At 70.2% G+C, this 17,441-nt stretch carries 22 protein-coding genes; 6 read left to right on the top strand and 16 right to left on the bottom strand.

Annotated elements, in window-relative coordinates; genetic code table 11:
* Positions 1–81: 81 nt before the first annotated feature.
* From FOY91_RS11625 to FOY91_RS11615, 3 genes are all read left to right on the top strand, one after another.
* Complete coding sequence (locus FOY91_RS11625; protein ID WP_145151812.1) at positions 82–660, top strand: nucleotidyltransferase family protein; 579 nt, start codon at positions 82–84, stop codon at positions 658–660.
* Positions 660–1,241, top strand: coding sequence for a PRC-barrel domain containing protein (locus tag FOY91_RS11620; RefSeq protein WP_145151873.1), 582 nt, complete (start codon positions 660–662; stop codon positions 1,239–1,241). The genes FOY91_RS11625 and FOY91_RS11620 overlap by 1 nt, the downstream gene beginning before the upstream one ends.
* A gap of 79 nt (positions 1,242–1,320) precedes the next feature.
* Complete coding sequence (locus tag FOY91_RS11615) at positions 1,321–2,022, top strand: DUF4197 family protein (RefSeq protein WP_162527213.1); 702 nt, start codon at positions 1,321–1,323, stop codon at positions 2,020–2,022.
* Between the two features lies 1 nt (position 2,023).
* Here FOY91_RS11615 and FOY91_RS11610 read toward each other — a convergent pair whose 3' ends face one another.
* Both FOY91_RS11610 and FOY91_RS11605 read right to left on the bottom strand, forming a co-directional pair.
* Positions 2,024–2,554, bottom strand: coding sequence for a YceD family protein (locus tag FOY91_RS11610; RefSeq protein WP_145151805.1), 531 nt, complete (start codon positions 2,552–2,554; stop codon positions 2,024–2,026).
* Positions 2,551–3,069 carry a ubiquinol-cytochrome C chaperone family protein gene (locus tag FOY91_RS11605; RefSeq protein ID WP_145151802.1) on the bottom strand — a complete coding sequence of 173 codons (519 nt, stop codon included), beginning with the start codon at positions 3,067–3,069 and terminating at the stop codon, positions 2,551–2,553. Before FOY91_RS11605 ends, FOY91_RS11610 begins: the two co-directional genes overlap by 4 nt.
* Before the next feature lie 139 nt (positions 3,070–3,208).
* On the opposite strand from FOY91_RS11605, the gene FOY91_RS11600 reads away from it, so the two are divergent.
* The gene (locus tag FOY91_RS11600) at positions 3,209–3,709 is read left to right on the top strand and encodes an outer membrane protein assembly factor BamE (RefSeq protein ID WP_145151799.1); all 501 of its coding nucleotides are present in this window, start codon (positions 3,209–3,211) and stop codon (positions 3,707–3,709) included.
* 8 nt (positions 3,710–3,717) lie between these two features.
* On the opposite strand, the gene FOY91_RS11595 is transcribed toward FOY91_RS11600, so the two are convergent.
* Positions 3,718–4,134: a secondary thiamine-phosphate synthase enzyme YjbQ gene (locus FOY91_RS11595; RefSeq protein ID WP_420822882.1), complete on the bottom strand. Its 417-nt coding sequence runs from the start codon at positions 4,132–4,134 to the stop codon at positions 3,718–3,720.
* A complete protein-coding gene (gene xth / locus FOY91_RS11590) occupies positions 4,134–4,931 on the bottom strand; it encodes an exodeoxyribonuclease III (protein WP_145151793.1) in 798 nt (265 codons plus the stop codon). The genes FOY91_RS11595 and xth overlap by 1 nt, the downstream gene beginning before the upstream one ends.
* A 69-nt stretch (positions 4,932–5,000) precedes the next feature.
* Between xth and FOY91_RS11585 the strand changes: the two genes are divergently transcribed.
* Entirely contained in the window at positions 5,001–5,624 is a 624-nt protein-coding gene (locus FOY91_RS11585) for a YbhB/YbcL family Raf kinase inhibitor-like protein (RefSeq protein ID WP_145151790.1), read from the top strand.
* Positions 5,625–5,670: 46 nt separating this feature from the next.
* On the opposite strand, the gene FOY91_RS11580 is transcribed toward FOY91_RS11585, so the two are convergent.
* The 9 genes from FOY91_RS11580 to FOY91_RS11540 all read right to left on the bottom strand — a co-directional run bounded on the left by FOY91_RS11580 (position 5,671) and on the right by FOY91_RS11540 (position 12,854).
* Positions 5,671–6,069 (bottom strand): hypothetical protein, encoded by a 399-nt coding sequence (locus tag FOY91_RS11580; protein ID WP_145151787.1) that lies wholly within the window; start codon positions 6,067–6,069, stop codon positions 5,671–5,673.
* Between the two features lie 55 nt (positions 6,070–6,124).
* The gene (locus FOY91_RS11575) at positions 6,125–6,682 is read right to left on the bottom strand and encodes a demethoxyubiquinone hydroxylase family protein (RefSeq protein WP_145151784.1); all 558 of its coding nucleotides are present in this window, start codon (positions 6,680–6,682) and stop codon (positions 6,125–6,127) included.
* Complete coding sequence (locus FOY91_RS11570; protein ID WP_145151781.1) at positions 6,661–7,128, bottom strand: disulfide bond formation protein B; 468 nt, start codon at positions 7,126–7,128, stop codon at positions 6,661–6,663. Before FOY91_RS11570 ends, FOY91_RS11575 begins: the two co-directional genes overlap by 22 nt.
* 16 nt (positions 7,129–7,144) lie before the next feature.
* Positions 7,145–8,500, bottom strand: coding sequence for a S41 family peptidase (locus FOY91_RS11565; protein ID WP_145151778.1), 1,356 nt, complete (start codon positions 8,498–8,500; stop codon positions 7,145–7,147).
* An 85-nt stretch (positions 8,501–8,585) separates the two neighbouring features.
* Positions 8,586–9,785 carry a murein hydrolase activator EnvC family protein gene (locus FOY91_RS11560; protein ID WP_238995640.1) on the bottom strand — a complete coding sequence of 400 codons (1,200 nt, stop codon included), beginning with the start codon at positions 9,783–9,785 and terminating at the stop codon, positions 8,586–8,588.
* 215 nt (positions 9,786–10,000) lie between these two features.
* Positions 10,001–10,423, bottom strand: a complete 423-nt coding sequence (locus FOY91_RS11555; RefSeq protein WP_145151775.1) for a 23S rRNA (pseudouridine(1915)-N(3))-methyltransferase RlmH — start codon at positions 10,421–10,423, stop codon at positions 10,001–10,003.
* Positions 10,424–10,430: 7 nt separating this feature from the next.
* Complete coding sequence (gene rsfS / locus FOY91_RS11550) at positions 10,431–10,853, bottom strand: ribosome silencing factor (protein WP_420822881.1); 423 nt, start codon at positions 10,851–10,853, stop codon at positions 10,431–10,433.
* Positions 10,854–10,918: 65 nt separating this feature from the next.
* Positions 10,919–11,548 carry a nicotinate-nucleotide adenylyltransferase gene (locus FOY91_RS11545; protein ID WP_145151769.1) on the bottom strand — a complete coding sequence of 210 codons (630 nt, stop codon included), beginning with the start codon at positions 11,546–11,548 and terminating at the stop codon, positions 10,919–10,921.
* A gap of 25 nt (positions 11,549–11,573) precedes the next feature.
* Positions 11,574–12,854, bottom strand: a complete 1,281-nt coding sequence (locus FOY91_RS11540) for a glutamate-5-semialdehyde dehydrogenase (protein WP_145151766.1) — start codon at positions 12,852–12,854, stop codon at positions 11,574–11,576.
* Positions 12,855–12,918: 64 nt separating this feature from the next.
* Between FOY91_RS11540 and FOY91_RS11535 the strand changes: the two genes are divergently transcribed.
* Complete coding sequence (locus tag FOY91_RS11535; RefSeq protein WP_145151763.1) at positions 12,919–13,734, top strand: hypothetical protein; 816 nt, start codon at positions 12,919–12,921, stop codon at positions 13,732–13,734.
* Positions 13,735–13,767: 33 nt separating this feature from the next.
* Here FOY91_RS11535 and ftsH read toward each other — a convergent pair whose 3' ends face one another.
* The 3 genes from ftsH to FOY91_RS11520 form a co-directional block, all read right to left on the bottom strand.
* Positions 13,768–15,711: an ATP-dependent zinc metalloprotease FtsH gene (gene ftsH, locus FOY91_RS11530; RefSeq protein WP_145151760.1), complete on the bottom strand. Its 1,944-nt coding sequence runs from the start codon at positions 15,709–15,711 to the stop codon at positions 13,768–13,770.
* A gap of 85 nt (positions 15,712–15,796) precedes the next feature.
* The gene (gene tilS / locus FOY91_RS11525) at positions 15,797–16,819 is read right to left on the bottom strand and encodes a tRNA lysidine(34) synthetase TilS (RefSeq protein WP_145151758.1); all 1,023 of its coding nucleotides are present in this window, start codon (positions 16,817–16,819) and stop codon (positions 15,797–15,799) included.
* A gap of 110 nt (positions 16,820–16,929) precedes the next feature.
* On the bottom strand, positions 16,930–17,441 hold a 512-nt coding region (locus FOY91_RS11520; protein WP_145151755.1), incomplete at its 5' end, for a tetratricopeptide repeat protein.

Genomic DNA, 17,441 nt, shown 5'->3' with positions numbered 1-17,441 from the left:
GCGAAGGCGTCGTCACGGACAACCGTGACGGCGCCTTTATTTTTATATTCTTGTCTCATTCCAATATGTTATTGCCGGCGAATGCGCGTCGTCCTCGTTCTTGCCGCAGGCCGTTCCCGGCGTTTCGTCGGCGGCAACAAGCTGCTTGCCCACGCCGGCGGCCGGCCGATCCTGTCGCGTGCGCTGGCGGCGGCCCGCGCCGCGCCCGCGGCACGGATCATCGTGGTGGCGGGGCATGATCGCGCCCGCATCGCCCGTATCGCCCGCGGGCCGCGCACCAGCGTCGTGTTCGCGCACGATCATCCCTTGGGGGTTTCGGCCAGCCTGAGAGCGGGGCTGGCGGCACTGTGGCCGATAGAGCGCGAGATCTTCGTCTTCCTCGGCGACATGCCCGCCATCCCGGCCGCGCTCCCCCGCCGCCTCGCCCGCTCGCTGCGCCCCGGCGACGACGCCGTTCGTCCGCGCGGGCGCGACGGCCCGGGCCACCCCGTCCTGCTTCGGCGACCGGACCGCGCGACGGTGGCGAGGCTGCGCGGCGATCGTGGACTGGCCGGGTTGATCGCGGGTCGCACCCGCTGGCTGACCGACAACGCTCGCCAGCCAGCCGACATCGATACGCGGCGCGATCTCGCGCGGTCCCGCCCACGAAGGATGCGATGATGGAAGAGCTGGCCGGCTGGATCGCCCCGATCGCGACGATGATCGCGGCGATCATGACCGCGTCGAATCTCGGCCCGCGCGTGACCGGCTGGGGCTTCGTCGTCTTCACCGTCGGCTCGATCGCGTGGGTCACGGTGGCGGTGACGACGGGGCAACAGAACCTGCTGCTGGCCAACGGCTTCCTCACTCTCGTCAACCTCGTCGGCATCTGGCGCTGGCTTGGCCGGGTCGCGCGCTATGACGCCGGGGCCAGGGAGGCACAGGCGCGCAGCACAGCGGCGGACGCCACGCTGTTCCCGGTCGGCAACCTGATCGATCGCCCGGTGCTGCATCGCGACGGCACCGGCGTCGGCCGATCGGTCGGCGCGATGGCGCGGTGCGACGGGGGCGGCATCGCCTATCTCGTCGTCGCCGAAGGGGGGATCGGCGGGGTGGGGGAGCGACTGCATGCGATGCGCTGGGAGGATGTGACGATCCGTGGTGAAACCCTGTCGACGAGCGTGGATGCCGCCGCGCTTGCCGCGCTGCCCGAGGTGGACCCGACCCGGTGGCCCGCCGCCGCCCCCCGTCGCGCGGCCTGAGCGGAACGCCCCGCCCGCGCGCCCGTTACGCCCGCAGCCCGTTCATCGCGGGTTATCCGGCGCCGGTGAAGGATGCGGCATGAACAGCATGATCGATCGACGGCGCCTGCTCGGCTGGGCCGCCCTGATGCCCGTTGCGGGGCTGGCCGCGTGCGTCGGCGGGCCGACCGGCTACAGCGTGGAGGAGGGGGTGCGCCGCCTGCTCACGCTTTCCACCCGACGTGCCTTTGCCCGTCTGCTCCAGCCGAACGGCTTCTATGACGAGCAACTCGCCCGCATCGCCCCGCCGCAGGGGGCGGGCAACGGCATCGCCGGCGGCCGGATGAGCCGGCTGATCGACACCTTCATGCGCAGCGATGCCGTGCGCCGCCGGGTCGCCCTCGCGCTGAACGCGGCGGCGGGCGAGGCGGCGGAGCGTGCCGCCCCGATCGTGCTGGACGGGGTGCGCAGCCTCTCCCCCGCCGACGCCGTGCGCGTGCTGCGCGGCGGCCCGGAGGCGGCGACCGGCCTGCTGCGCGAGCGCGTCGGCGGGCAGGTGGTCGAGACGATGGTGCCCGAACTCTCCGGCCTGTTGCGCAACGATCTGGTCGGCGCGATGAGCGCGGCGGTGGCCGAGGAAACGGGGATCGATTATCTCGAACTCGGCCGCACCGTCGCCAATCAGGCGGCGGACGGCATCTTCCGCGTGATCGGCCGGGAGGAAGCGGCGATCCGCGCCGATCCGGCGGCGACGCGCGATCCGGTGCTGATCGCGCTGCTCGGACCGGGGCGGTCGCGCTAGGCTATTTCCCCAGCTTGTCGCGCAGGCTCTTCAGCGCGGCGAACGGGCCGACGTCCTCCGCGTCCACCACCCCGGCCGCCTTCAGCGTCTGGTCCGCGTCCGGCGCGCGGGGGAACGGATCGAGCGCGAGGTACAGCGTCTCGGCCGCCGCCTCGCCCAGATCGACCGCCGCGCCATCGTAGCCGATCGTGTCGCAATCGTCGGCCTCCAGCTCCATCTCCTCCTGCGCGGCCATCTCCGCCTCGGGCACGAAGCGCAGGAGCAGCGGCGCGGACACCGTGACAGGCAGGGGCTCGCCGGTGGCCACGCAGGACTGGACCACGCCGGCCCGCACGATGCCGTGGGCATGGACGATCTGCCCCACGCGACGCACGTGCACCTCGGCCGTCAACCGATCGACCGTGACGAGATCGAACCGGCGGGCGAGGGCCGCACGCTCGGTTTCATCCGCCTCGATCGCGATCAGATGGTCCTCGTCGCCGATCGTGTCGATCCGGGCGGGGCGGGCGAATTCGTTGGCGATGTCGCTCATGGCAGCTGCCCCGCGATGATCGCCTCCGCCGGCGTGACGGCCAGCGCCTCGTGGAACCCGCGCAGTCGATCGGTGGTGAACGCCAGCGCCGCCTCGTCCGGCGCCTCCCCGCGATAGAGGTTGCGCACCAGCGCGGCGGCGAGATCCTCGTTCCCGGCCAGCGCCTCGCGATAGGCGGTGATGCGCCCGCCCAGTGCCGCCATCATCCGGCCGATATGCTTGCCGACCACGATGTCGCCGATGCCGGCCTGCCGCAGCTGCCCGTCCATGTCGTCGACGAACAGCTCCGTCACCAGCGTGGAGGGCGCGCGGTAGGCGTCGCCCGCCGCTTCCAGCCGGATCAGCACCAGCGCCAGCACCGCCGCGATCATGTCGAAGCGGCCATCCAGCGTGTCCGGCACGGCGCCCTGCCGATACCACTCGGGCTGGCGGCCCCGCGCCACGATGGCGGCGTAAAGCGGCCGCAACGGCGCGCGGGTTTCGCTGCCCTGGAAGAATCGGCGGAAGATCGACACGCGCGCTTGTCCTGACTGATGGTCGCCGCGCTTGCGCCGGCAGGGTCTCCGCGCATATTGAGGCGGCCGGCCTGCGATGCAACGGGTTTGCGCGGGCCTTGTGTCGGCCCGGGGCCGGCGCGTTGAGGAGATTGCACGGATGCGCGTTTCAGCTTCCCGCCTGCGGGCCACCGCCGTGATCGTGCTGGCGGGCGGCACGCTGGCGATGACCGCCGGCTGCGCCCGTATCCGCGACCACAAGGGTTATGTCGTCGATACGACGCTGACCGACACCGTGCAGCCTGGCATCGACAACCGCGACTCGGTGGCCAAGCCGCTGGGCCGGCCGAGCTTCGAGGGTGAGTTCGATGGCGATCGCAGCTGGTATTACGGGTCGCGCGATACCCGCCAGTTCGCCTTCGGCAACCCCAAGCCCGTGTCGCAGACCATCCTGACGGTACGCTTCGATGCCGCCGGCAACGTGGTGGCGGTGGACCGGGCGGGGCTGGAAAAGGTCGCAAAGATCTCCCCCGAGGGCGGCAAGACGCCGACGCTGGGCCGCAATCGTGGCTTCTTCAGCGAGCTGTTCGGCAACATCGGCCAGGTCGGCGGTGCCGGCGGCGGCGGCGCGGCCGGCGGGACGACCGACAACCCCAACTGATCCGCCCCTCACACCCCGATCAGGTGGGCCGCGATCATGCGGTCGGTCGGCACATGGCGGTGCTCGAACAGGTAGATCCCCTGCCACGTGCCGAGCACAAGTCGGGCATCGCGCAGCGGGATTGACAGGTGAACCTGCGTCAGTGCCGCGCGCAGGTGGGCGGGCATGTCGTCCGGTCCCTCGTCGTCATGCGCGTAACCCCGGCCTTCCGGGGCGATGCGCGCGAAGTAGGCCTCCAGATCGCGGCGGGCGGCGGGTGCTGCATTCTCCTGGATCAGCAGCGAGGCCGAGGTGTGGCGGCAGAACAGGGTAAGCAGCCCCTCGTGCATGCCCTGCCGCGCCACCCAGTCCACCACGCGATCGGTGAAATCATGCAATCCCGGTCGCGCGGCGCGCACTGTGAGGGTTTCGCTGGCCTGCCGGATCATGCGCGACGTCTCCTTTTCGGTCTGGTGCCCAGCGTGATCCACGTCGGTGCATGGTCGCTGCTCTTCTCCCACCCGCGGACCGCGCGATCCACCCCGGCGGTTTCCAGCCGGACGGCGGCGGGCGGGTTGAGCAGCAGGTGGTCGATCCGCAGGCCGGCATCACGATCGAACGCGCGGCGGAAATAATCCCAGAAGGTATAGATCGTCTCGCCCGGATGCAGCGCCCGCAGCGCATCGACCCATCCCTGATCGATCAGCCGGGCGAAACCGGCGCGGGCCTCCGGCGCGAACAGCGCGTCGTCCAGCCACCGCTCGGGTTTGTACACGTCAAGGTCGGTCGGCATGATGTTGTAGTCGCCCGCCAGCACCACCGGCGCGTCCAGCGTCGCGAGCGTGGCGGCATGGTCGATCAGCCGCTCGATCCACGCCAGCTTGTAGTCGAACTTCGGGCCGGGCTTCGGGTTGCCGTTGGGCAGGTACAGCCCGGCCACCAGCACGCCGTCGATCGCCGCCTCGATGTACCGGCTCTGGATGTCGTCGGGGTCGCCGGGCAGCCCGCGCCGGGTTTCCTCCGGCACCTGCCCGCGCGCGAGGATGGCGACGCCATTCCAGCTCTTCTGCCCCTGCCAGATCGCGCCATAGCCCGCGTCCGTGATCGCCTGCTCGGGGAACCGGTCCTGCGGCGCCTTCAGCTCCTGCAGGCATACGACATCCGGCGCTTCCTCCGCCAGCCAGCGCAGCAGCACCGGCAGCCGTCCGTTCACTCCGTTCACGTTGTAGGTGGCGATCCTCATGCCGGTCCAATCCATCGCCGGCCGGAGCGTTCCCGCGCTTCGCGGGTTGATGAGGCGAGGGAGACGAAGATGCTCGAACATGTTCCCGGATGGCTCGGCGCCAGCTTGCGCAACGTGCGTGCCGGCCATGCCAAGCTGGTGATCGCCAGTCCCGATCTGGCGGTCGGCGAGGCGGTGATCGATCTTTCCAGCCCCGCCTTCGCCCATGGCGCGCGCCTGCCCGAACGGTTCACCGCCGATGGCGAGGGCGTGTCACCCCCGTTGCTGTGGGGCGAGGTGCCGACGGCAACGCGGGCACTGGCGCTGATCGTCGAGGATCCCGACGCACCGTTCCCCAACCCGCTGGTCCATGCGATCGTGTGGGGTTTGCCGGCCGGCGAACGCGGACTGGCCGAAGGCGCGATCCGGGCAGACGGCGACGGCGAGGCGGATGGTCGTGATGTCGGCAAGAACAGTTATCTCACCGAAGGCTGGCTGCCGCCCGATCCGCCGACCGGCCACGGCTCGCACGATTACGTGTTCCAGCTGTTCGCGCTCGGTGACGTGCCGATCCTCGATGCCAACCCCGGCCGTACGGCGGTGCTGGCGGCACTTGCGGGCAACGTGATCGCAGCCGGAATGCTGGTCGGTACCTATTCGCGTGGCGAGGCAGTGCCGGTGGGGGACGGTCGGGCGGCGGTGCAGCCAGCCTGACCAAGGCCGGCCGGTGTCGACCGGCCGGCCTTCAAGGGCCGTCGGGTCAGGGCAGCTTGAGCGGGATCGAGGGTTCCTCGCCGCGGATATGCTGCTCCTGCCGCGCCTCCCGCACGATCTTCTTGAAACAGCCGCTGGCACCGCCGGCGCCGACCGGGCTGCAACTCTGCACGCCGTTGGCGCCGACATACTCGATGCTCTTGGCGCGATCGCCCCAGGTCAGGTTTGCCGGGTTCTCCGGATCGCGCAGGTCCTTGGGGATGCGATACCGTTCGTTCTCGTCGAGGCGTCGGCAGACGACGATCTCCTCGCCGTTGCTGGTCGGGCACGGATCGTTGCCGAAGATCGTCAGCACGCGCTCCCCCAGTTGCGCCTGCGCCGGCGCTGCGGGAAGCATTGTCACCCCGGCGAACAGGGCGGTGGCGAGCAGGAGGGGCTGTCTCATCATACGGTCTTTCATAGCGGGCAGTCGATGAACGCGCCCGTTCGGCTTGCGTTGCTCAGATACGCTTTGAAATGGCGATGGCGGCGCGGCAGCCGAGCCGGATGACGCCGGCCAGCAGCGGATAGGCGACGGCCTGCTCCGCCCCGGCCGCGATCGCCAGCGTGCGATGCTCGACCTCCTCGATCTGGAATTCGGCGATCGCCTCGGCCAGCGGCGGATCGCTGTCGCCAAGTTCGGCGAGCTGTTCGGCATAATGGCGGTCGATCTCGGTTTCCACGGCGGCGGTGCAGGCCATCGCCGCCTTCGGACCGATCAGCGCGGTGGCGGCGCCCAGCGCGAAGCCGGCGACGTTCCAGACCGGCTGGAGCAACGTGGGGCGCACCCGCCGCTCGATCAGCATCCTGTCGAGGAACAGGCGGTGGCGCTCCTCCTGAAGCGCCATGCCGGCGATGGCGCGGGCGGCTGGCGTGTGATCGCCCATCACCGCCAGCTGTCCGGCATAGATGCGGGTCGCGCCATATTCGCCGGCCTGATCGACCCGCAGCATCATGTCGCGCGCCTTCTGCGAGAGCGGCGCGGCGGGGGTGGGCGTCAGCGGGGGCGTTTCAGGCATAGGGCGAGTATCGCCGTTCCGCCCGCCAGTGAAAAGAGCGCATTCCATCCGGCCAGAGAAACCCCGAACAACGTCCATTGCGCGCGATCGCACTGGATGAGCGGGGTGGCCATGATATCGGCGAGGATGTCACCGCCGCCGCTGCCGGGCGCGGTGCTACACCGGGTCAGCCCCTGCCACCAGTGATACTCCACCCCGGCATGGAACGCACCGATCGCACCCGAGGCGAGGATGCACAGCGCCGCCAGCACCACCAGCGGGCGGCTGGCCCGACCGCCCGCGAAGGCGGCGAGCGCCAGCACGATCGCGGCATAATGCGGCCAGCGTTGCCAGTGGCACATCTCGCACGGGAACAGCCCGCCGATATATTGCGAACCGAGCGCGCCGGCCATCAGCGCGGCGGGCAGCAACAGCGCAAGCCAGCGCGCCCTGGCGAAAGCGATCATCGGGCCGGGCCGGGCGTCAGCGCTTCGCCGCCTTCGCCCCGCCTGCCGGGGCGGCGTTCGCCACCTTGGCCGGTGGCGTGGTGCCCAGGCGCAGGATGGTCTTCAGCGCATAATCGAGCTGGAAGTCCTCGACGCCCTGCTTCTTCAGCGCCTCCGCCGTGGCGGCAAAGCGCGGATCGGGCTTGGTGTCGTCTTCCAGCACGCTGTCGTCCACCTTGGCCTCGTTGATGAGGTGGCGGCGCAGATCGGCCTCGCGCAGGCGCGGCTTGTCCTTGTAATCGGGGTCGGTGATCTGCGGCACGAGGATGTCGGGCTGGATGCCCCCCTCCTGCACCGAGCGGCCCGAGGGGGTGAAGTAGCGCGCGGTGGTCAGCCGCAGCGCGGTCTCGTCGGACAGCGGCAGCAGCGTCTGCACCGATCCCTTGCCGAAGCTCTTCTCGCCCATCACGATCGCGCGCTTCTGGTCCTGCAACGCGCCCGCCACGATTTCGGCGGCAGACGCGGAGCCGGCATCGACCAGCACCACCATCGGCAGGCCGTGGCTCAGGTCGCCGGGGCGGGCGTAGTAACGCTCGATGTCATTCTTCTCGCGCCCGCGCTGCGACACGATCTCGCCGCGGTCGAGGAAGGCGTCGCCCACCTCGATCGCCTGGTCGAGCAGCCCGCCGGGGTTGGAGCGCAGATCGATCACGTAGCCGAGCGGCTGGCCGCCGACCGCCTTGTCGATCCCCGCCAGCGCGGCACGCACCGCCTCGCCGGTGTTCTTGTTGAAGGTGTTGATGTTGATAATGCCGACGCGGTTCTTCACCTCCCACTTCACGGGCTTCAGCTGGATCACCTCGCGGCGCAGCGTCACGTCGAACGGCTTGTCGCGGCCGGGGCGCACGATCGTGAGGCGCACTGGCGTGCCGGCGGCGCCGCGCATCTTGTCCACCGCTTCGTCCAGCGTGCCGCCGTAGATCAGCACGCCGTCGAGGTGGGTGATATAGTCGCCCGCCTTCAGCCCGGCGCGGAACGCCGGCGTGTCCTCGGTCGGCGTGATGATCTTCACCGCGCCGTCCTCGAGGCTCACCGTCAGCCCGAGGCCGCCGTAGGCGCCGTCGGTCTGCGTCTTGAGGTTGGTGAAGTCCCGCGCGTCGAGATAGCTGCTGTGCGGATCGAGGCTGGCGAGCATCCCGTCGATCGCGCCCTTGATGAGCGTCTTGTCGTCCACCTTGTCGACATATTCCGAACGGACCCGCTCGAACACGGACATGAACTGGTCGAGATCGCGATAGGTCTGCACGTCGGCGGCGGCGATCGCCGTGGTGACGGCGGGAACGAGGGCGACGGCACTGACGAGCAGGGCGGAACGCAACAGAAAACGAGCCATGCGGATGGTTCTTTCGACGGGATCTGAAGACGGCGATATCACGGCTTGGCAGGCGGACAAAGCGCGGTCGCGGGCGTCGCTCGCCTCACCCCTGCGCGACGAGCGCGGGGATATCGACCGGCTGGCCGTTGCGGCGCAATTCCACCGTCAGCGTGCTGCCGGCACGGCCCAGCGCGCGGCCCGGGGCCACTCGTTCGCCCACCCGCACGCGCATCTTGCCGATGCCGGTGACCAGGCTCGTCCAGCCGCCGCCATGATCGATGATGACGATGCGGCCATAATCCCTGAAAGGCCCGGCATAGACGATCTTGCCCGGCGCGGGCGCCACCACCATCGTGCCGACGCGCGGGTTCAGCGTCAGCCCGCGGGCGCGCACGCCCGACTCCGCCACCTCGCCCAGCCCGGTCACGAGCCGCCCCGTCACCGGCAGGCGATAGTCGAAGCCGGCGGGCGAGAGCAGGCCCGATCGCGGTGCGGCTTCTGCCGGGAAGCCGGGGATCGGCGGGCGGGGCAGCGGGCCGGGCAGGGCGGCGAGACGACCGGCCAGGACCTCGCGCTCGCGCTCGCGGCCCATCAGATCGACGATGTCGCGCGCCTGCTCGCCCAGCGCCGTGGCGCGATCCTGCTCGGCCATCGCGCGATCGACCAGCGTTTGCGCGCGCGCGCGGTGGCCGGTTTCCAGCGCGGCCAGCGTGGCCCGCTGGAAATCGAGCCGGCGCTGCCCCTCGCGCAGGATGGCGGCGGCGCGATCCGCCTGTCCTTGCAGCCGCAGCCCCTCGGCCACCTCCTGCCGCAACAGCCCGGTGCGAGCGCGGACGAGCGGCAACTGGCCGGCGAGCAGGGCACGGACGTGCATCAGATCGGCAAGCGAGCCGCGCTGCACCAGCGCCAGCGCCGGGGGGCGGCGCGCCATCGTCTGCAAACCGGCCGCCAGCCGCACGATCGGCCCCTGCCGCAACGCCAGCCGCGCCCGCTGCTGCGCGCGCAACGCGGCGACGATGCCGATGCGTGCACCGGCCGCGTCGATATCGGCCTCGGCGGCGACGATGCGGGCCGTGATCGCGGCTTCCTCGGCGCGGGCACGCGCGGCCTCGCCCACGGCCTGCGCGGCCTGCCGCTCGAAATCGGCGGAGCGCCGTTGGGCCAGCGCGGCCTGCCGCTTGGCCTCGGCCAGCGCCAGCGCCTCCTCGGCCAGCGACTGGGACGGCAGCGACTGGGCGGGAAGCGGCTGCCCGAGGGGGAGCGAGACGGCGGCAAGCAGCAACGCGGCGGCGGCAATGCCCACGCAGAGCCTGGCCCGGACGGCGGGAGTGATGCCGCCCGGCGCGCCGGACCCGCCACCCGGTATCGTCGTGGTAGTTCCAGGTCGGAACCGTGGCTCGCCGGCCGCGTCCCCGCTCGTCGACCACGCGCCCATTCGCCGCAACGAGGCAGCAAACGTCAGGGCGGTATCGCCACGAAGCGATCCGGCCGGGCTGGCGTTGGAGCGGAGCACCGTCGTCAGCCCTCGCGGTGATAGGGGTGGCCGGCGAGGATGCTCGTCGCGCGCCACAATTGTTCGGCCAGCATCGCGCGTGCCAGCATGTGCGGCCATGTCGCCGCCCCGAAGGCGAAACGCAGCGTGGCGGCATCGCGATCGGCCGCCTCCAGCCCGTCGGCGGCACCGATCAGAAACCGTGCCTCGCGCCGCCCGTCATCACGCCAGCGGCCCAGCCGCCCGGCGAAGTCGGTGGAGCCGAGCTGCTCGCCCTTCTCGTCCATCGCCACCAGCACGGTGGCCGGTTCGAGCGGGGGCATCCGCCCGCCGCGATCGGGCAGTTCGGTCACGCGGGTCGGCCAGACGATGCGCTTCAGATAACGCTCGACCAGATCGCCTTCGGGGCTGCGACCGATCCGCCCGCGCGCCACGATGTGCAGCAGCACGGTGGTGTCAGTCCTCGTCGTCGTCGAGGTCGTCGGGCGGGCCGTCGTCGGGCGTGCGCGGATCCTCGGCATCCTCGGCCAGCGGCTCGATCACGCTCAGCGGCTCGGGCGCGGCGGGCGCCTCGCCAAACGCCCACATCCGCTCCAGATTGTAGAAGCTGCGGACCTCGGGGCGGAACAGGTGGATGATGATGTCACCCGCATCCACCAGCACCCAATCGGCCGTGGGCAGGCCTTCCATGCGCACGGGGCGCCCGGTTTCGGCCTTGATCCTGTCGCCCAGCTTGTTCGCCATCGAGGCGACCTGCCGGGTGGAGCGACCACTGGAGATCACCATATAGTCGGCGATGCTGCTCTTGCCGGCGAGCGGGATGCTGACCGTATCGACGGCCTGATCGTCGTCGAGCGAACCGATGATGAGTTGCAGCAGCGCGGCGCTGGCTTCGGGATCGGCGGGGCCGGGGTTGGCGGCGGTGGGAACGGGCAAAAGGCCTCCTAGAGGATCGAGCGGCGCGTGATGATATCGCGCGGGGCCGCGGAATGAAAAGAGAGATGCCAGTCCGGATCGCGCGCGCGCAGGCCGGTCGCTGAGGTGGGATCGAGGCGAAAGCGCAGCAGCACGAGCGCCGGCGGTCTCCAGTTCATCCAGTCTCGCGATCGGCCGCGCGGACGAACGAACCGCGACAACCATCCCATCGCCTTCGCGGCGTGGACGGCGCCACCATAGCCCGGTCGGGCGATAACGGCAATCGGCACGGTGCGGGCGATCCGGCGCCACTGCTTCCACTGCGGGAACTGCACCAGATTGTCCGCCCCCATCAGCCAGATGAACCGCCGGTCGGGGAAGCGGCGGACGAGCGCGGCCAGCGTGTCGACGGTGTAGCGCGTGCCGAGTCGCTGCTCGATCGCGGTGGGGCGGATCGGCGCCCGCCGCGCCATCGCCCGCGCCGAACCGAGCCGGGCGGCGAGCGGCGCCATGCCGGCCGCCGGCTTCAGCGGATTGCCGGGCGAAACCAGCCACCACACCTCGTCCAGCCCCAGCGCGGCGATGGCGGCCAGGCTGACGCGGCGGTGGGCGCGATGGGCGGGGTTGAACGATCCGCCGAGCAGGCCGATCGCCTTCAGCGCGCGCGGCTCCCGCCGGGCCGCCTCACGGCCGCACCTGGCCCGTGCCGCGCACGAGCCACTTGTAGGTCGTCAGCCCTTCCAGCGCCACTGGCCCGCGCGCGTGCAGCCGGCCGGTGGAGATGCCGATCTCCGCCCCCAGCCCAAATTCGCCGCCATCGGCGAACTGGGTCGAGGCGTTCCACATCACGATCGCCGAGTCGACCTCCGCCAGAAAGCGCTCGGCGGTCGTGGCATCCTCCGTCACGATCGCATCGGTATGGTGCGAGCCGTGGCGGGCGATGTGTGCGGTGGCGCCGACCACGCCGTCGACGATCGCGACCGAGCAGATCGCATCGAGATATTCGGTGTCCCAGTCCCCGGCCGTGGCGGGCAGCGCGCGCGTATCCAGCGCCTGAGCGGCCACGTCGCCACGCACCTCGCAGCCGGCATCGAGCAATGCCGCCACCAGCCGCCCGGGGGCGGGAAAGGCGCGGTCGATCAGCAACGTCTCGGTGGCGCCGCAGATGCCGGTGCGGCGCATCTTGGCGTTCACCGCCAGCGCCTCGGCCTTGGCCGGATCGGCGGCGGCGTCGATATAGAGGTGATTGATCCCGTCGAGGTGGGCAAGCACCGGCACGCGTGCCTCGTCCTGCACGCGCGCGACGAGCGACTTGCCGCCGCGCGGGATGATGATGTCGATCAGCCCGGCCGCCTTCAGCATCGCCCCCACCGCGGCGCGATCGGTCGTGGGCACCAGCTGGATCGCGTCCTCGGGCAGCCCGGCCTCCGCCAGCCCCGCGACGAGCGCGGCGTGGATCGCGCGGCTGGTGCGGATCGCTTCCGATCCGCCGCGCAGGATCACGGCGTTGCCCGCCATCAGCCCCAGCGCGCCGGCATCCGCCGTCACGTTCGGGCGGCTTTCATAGATGATGCCCACCACGCCGAGCGGTACGCGCACGCGGCTCAGCTTCATGCCGTTGGGCCGCTCGCTTTCGTCGATCACCCTGCCGACCGGATCGGGCAGTGCGGCGACCGCCTCCAGCGCGGTGGCGATGCCTTCCAGGCGCTTGTCGTCCAGCCGCAGCCGGTCGAGCATCGCGCCGGACAGGCCGTTGGCCTCGCCGGCCGCGACATCCTCGCCATTGGCGGCGAGGATCGTGGCGACCGTGGCGCGGAGGTGGCGGGCAGCGGCGAGAAGCGCGGCGCTCTTGCGTCCGGTCGGCGTGGCGGCGAGGATACGCGCGGCGTCGCGGGCGCGTGCGCCCATATCGGCGATGAGCGCGGTGGCATCGAGCGGACGGTCGAGAAGGGCGCTGTCGGTCATGCCCGCGTCCCTAGCAGCAAATGCGCTTGGCGTCACGACGGGCAGGGTGCGGCAGGGAGGCGGAATGACCGATACGATCCGACCCCACCCCCTTCTCGCCGATCCCTTCGGCCTCGCGACCAATCTTCGGGACGTCGATCCGGTGCGCGCGCGCACGATCGACCGGGATCTCGATTTCGCGCTGACCCGGTTCGACTGGCGCCCGCTGTTCCGCGCCTCGCCACCGCAGCGCATCACCGTGCTGATCCCCGCCTATCCGCTGTCGGCCGACGCGCGGAAGACACTTCATGGGCGGACCCGTATCGCTTGCGGATCGCGGCACGACGTGAGGATCGTCATCGACGACCGGGTCGGCGTCTCCCGGTGGGACAAGGTCACGGCGATCATGGCGGACGGAGGGAAGCGCGACTGGTTGCTGGTGATCGACGACGATGCGGCGCTCGGCGCGCAGTTTCTCGACCGGTTCGTCGCCGCGATCATGGCCACGTCACTCGATATCGCGCAGCCGGCGCATCGAATGCACTCGTATGCGTCCTATGCCGTCACCCAGCGCCGGAGCGGCAGTATCGTTCGCCGGAGCCACTTCGTGGAAGGCGGGCCGGTCCTGGCGATCCGGGCGACGCTGCTGCCGTCGCTCACGCCGGTACCACGGTCCCGCTGGGGATGGGGGGTCGATATCGTCTGGGCCGATCTGGCGCTGCGAAACGGATGGAGGCTCGGCATCGTCGATGGTGCGCCCGTCGAGCATCTGCGCCCGATCAACTTCGATCTCCCCGATCGTCGTCCGCTGCTGGAGGCAAGTGCGCTGCTTCACGCGCGACAGCCGGCGATCGATCGAAAGACCATGCTCGGCGGTGACAGGATCCTCGTGGGATATTGAAACGGAGCCGCGTCACCGCGGCTCCGTTTACCGTCACGCCCCCTGCGGCGCCGCGTCCCATCCGCCACCCGGACGGCGGCTCTTGGGGATCGAGGAACCGGCGGTATCCATCTGCGCCGCACGACGCCCGGCGGCATCGTCACGACCGATGCTTTCGCCCTTGATGACCCGCTTGGACTCATCGCCCGACAGCGTCTCATATTCCAGCAGGGCGCCGGCCAGACGGTGCAGTTCGTCCAGATTGTCGGTCAGCACCTCACGCGCACGGGCCTCGCCTTCCTCGACCAGCCGGCGGACCTCCGAGTCGATCAGCCGGGCCGTCTCTTCCGACATGTTCTGCGCACGGCTGACGGAGTGACCGAGGAACACCTCGTCCTGATTGTCGCGATAACGCAGCCAGCCGAGCTTCTCGGACATGCCATATTCCATCACCATCGAGCGGGCCATGTCGGTCGCCTGCTGGATGTCGTTCGAGGCGCCCGTGTTCAGCTCGTCCGCGCCATAGATCAGCTGCTCGGCGATGCGGCCGCCAAAGCATAGCGACAGTCGCGCCTTCATTTGCTTCATCGTCATCGAATAACGATCGCGGTCGGGCAGGTTCCACGTCACGCCCAGCGCGCGACCACGCGGGATGATCGTCACCTTGTGCAGCGGGTCGCAGCCGGGGATGTAGAGCGACACGAGCGCATGGCCGGCCTCGTGATAGGCGGTCGCCTTCTTCTCGTCCTCGGTCATGATCATGGAGCGGCGCTCGGCCCCCATCATCACCTTGTCCTTGGCCTCCTCGAACTCGCTCATTGCGACCAGCCGCTTGCCCTTGCGCGCGGCCAGCAGGGCGGCTTCGTTAACGAGATTGGCCAGATCGGCACCCGAGAAACCCGGCGTGCCGCGTGCGATCACGCGAGCGTTCACGTCCGGTGCGAGCGGCGTCTTCTTCATATGGACGGCGAGGATCTTCTCGCGACCCTCGATGTCCGGCTTCGGCACGATCACCTGACGGTCGAACCGGCCCGGCCGCAGCAGCGCGGGATCGAGCACGTCGGGGCGGTTGGTCGCCGCGACAATGATGATGCCCTCGTTGGCGTCGAAGCCGTCCATCTCGACGAGCAGCTGGTTCAGCGTCTGCTCGCGCTCGTCGTTACCGTTGCCGAGGCCGGCGCCGCGATGGCGGCCGACCGCGTCGATCTCGTCGATGAAGACGATGCACGGCGCGTTCTTCTTCGCCTGCTCGAACATGTCGCGCACGCGGCTCGCACCGACGCCGACGAACATCTCGACGAAATCCGAACCGGAAATGGTGAAGAACGGCACGTTCGCCTCACCCGCGATGGCGCGGGCGAGCAGGGTCTTGCCGGTGCCGGGCGAGCCTACGAGCAATGCACCCTTAGGGATCTTGCCGCCCAGCCGGGCGAAGCGCGACGGGTCCTTGAGGAACTGGACGATCTCCTCCAGCTCCTCGCGTGCCTCGTCAATGCCGGCCACGTCGTCGAAGGTGACGCGGCCCTGCTTCTCGGTCAGCATCTTGGCGCGCGACTTGCCGAAGCCCATCGCGCCAGAGCCGGCGTTCTTCTGCATCTGCCGCATCACGAAGAAGGCGATGCCGAGGATCAGCAGGAACGGCAGCGACTGGTACACCAGGATCATCCAGAAGCTCGCCTGCTCCTCCGGCTTGGCGCGGAATTCCACGCCCTTGGCGGTCAGCCGGTCGACCAGCTGAGGGTCGCTCGGCGCATAGGTCTTGAAGCTCTGGTCGTTGGTCAGCTTGCCCGAGACGACGTTGCCGGCGATCTCGGCACTCTTCACCGTGCCCTCGTCCACGCGGGCGAGGAATTCGGAATAGGCAATGCTGGTGCCGTCCGGCTGGCGCGACGAGCTGTCGAACATCGACACGAACAGGACGAGCGCGAGCAGGATGCCCACCCAGATGAGCAGGCTCTTCATCCAGGGGTTGGCCTGCGGTTCCTTCTCGTCGTTCATGAAAGCTCCACTCGTTTGAGCCTGCAAGATAGGGGTTTGCGGGTTAATGACAATGCAAGGGAACCGATCGCTCGTCGCGATTTTGCTACGTTCGGCGGGGCGGGGCGACCGTGAAGCGCCAGCGCAGGCCGGGGCGGGCGAGGACGCGGCCCAGTGTCGCGGTCCGGCCGGCGGTGAGGCGGGCGATGAAGCGCGAGAGTTCCGGCCCGCGAAGCGGCGCGGCAGGCGTGTGGCAGGCCGGGCCGGGGGCGGGTCGTGCGATATCCGCGAGGATGAACTCGACTACCCGCCGCAGGATCTCGCCCGGCAGTCCTTCGGGATCGAACGTCAGGCCCTGCGCGCCGTCATCCCGCACGCGACGGGCAAACTCCTGCCGGGCCGCCCAGTCGAGCGCGTGCGCGGCCTCGGCCAGATTGGCGGCGCTGGCAGCGATGCGGCGGGGGTCGATCCAGCCGGTTTCCGCCAGCAGCCTGCGGGCATGGGTGCGATCATATCCCGCATCGCGGTTCGAGGGATCGTCGACCGGATCGAGACCGGCCCGGCCGGCGACCGCCGCCAGTTCGGCGCGGGTGAATCCCAGCAGCGGGCGCAGCACGACGACCCGGCGATCCGGCAGGCTGGCCTCGGGCGCCGCGATCGGGCGGACGGGGCGCACGCCTGCCAGCCCGTCGATGCCGGCGCCGCGCCGGAGCCGCATCAGCAGGGTCTCCGCCTGGTCGTCGGCATGATGGCCGGTCAGGAGGGCCGCCAGCCTCCGCTCGCCGCACCATGAGGCCATGGCAGTATAACGCAACTCCCGCGCTGCCGCCTGCACGCCGCGCCCCTGTGCCAACGGTGCGGAGCGACGTAGCGTGACATGGCGGACCCCGAGCCGATCGCACACGCCTTGCACCATTTCAGCCTCCGCCCCGGCTTCCGGACGAAGACCGTGATCGACAGTGGCCGCCTCGACACGGCCGGGGCAGGCCGCCCAGGCGAGCAGCAACAGCGCGAGACTGTCCGGCCCGCCCGAAACCGCCAGGCCGAGGCGGGCGTCGTCACTTCCCGGCATCAGCGTGCCGAGCGCGTCCTTGAAGCGCGCGACGAGGGCGGGATCGGGGGGATTCATCCGCCGAACCGGTTTCCCGTCAACGGCATGGCGCGGAAGGCCGGCACGGCACATGAAGTTTGCCGACCCCGGTGAACGTCACGCGGCGGGGCAGAACCGTGGCAGCCGGGTCACGCACTGCACTTGGCGTCGGCGCGGCCCTTGGTCACGCGGTCGCGCAGCGGCTGGGCGATCTTCTCGCCATACACGTCGAGCAGTTCCGCATACACCTTGCAGGCGTCGGCCGGCTTGGCCGGCTTCAGGCTCATCAGCGACTGGCCGAGGAAATAGAGGCTGTCTGGCGCGCGGTCGCCGCGCGGCATCTTCTGGTAATTGGCATAGAACGCCTCTGCGGCGAGGCCCGGCTTGCCGTCGTCCAGATAGGCGCGGCCGAGCAGGTTCTGGGCATAGCTGGCGCGGCGATGCTTGGGGTATTTCGCCACCACCGCCTTCAGCACGGTCGCCGCCTCGGGAAATTTCTTCTGCTCCCACAGGCGGTAGCCCGCGAGATAGGCGTCCTCCCCGGCGTCGCCGGTCGGCGCAGCCTCGGCGGCGGGGGCGGTCGCCTCCGGCTCGGCGGCAGGCTCGCGCACCGGAGGGCGGGTGACGGGCGCGACCGGTGTGGCCGTGGTCGGCCCGGCGT

It is taken from the genome of Alterirhizorhabdus solaris (genome assembly GCF_007785815.1).
Classification (GTDB): domain Bacteria; phylum Pseudomonadota; class Alphaproteobacteria; order Sphingomonadales; family Sphingomonadaceae; genus Alterirhizorhabdus; species Alterirhizorhabdus solaris.
The sequence above is the reverse complement of the archived record's forward strand: the minus strand, read 5'-3'. Positions and strand labels throughout refer to the sequence as shown.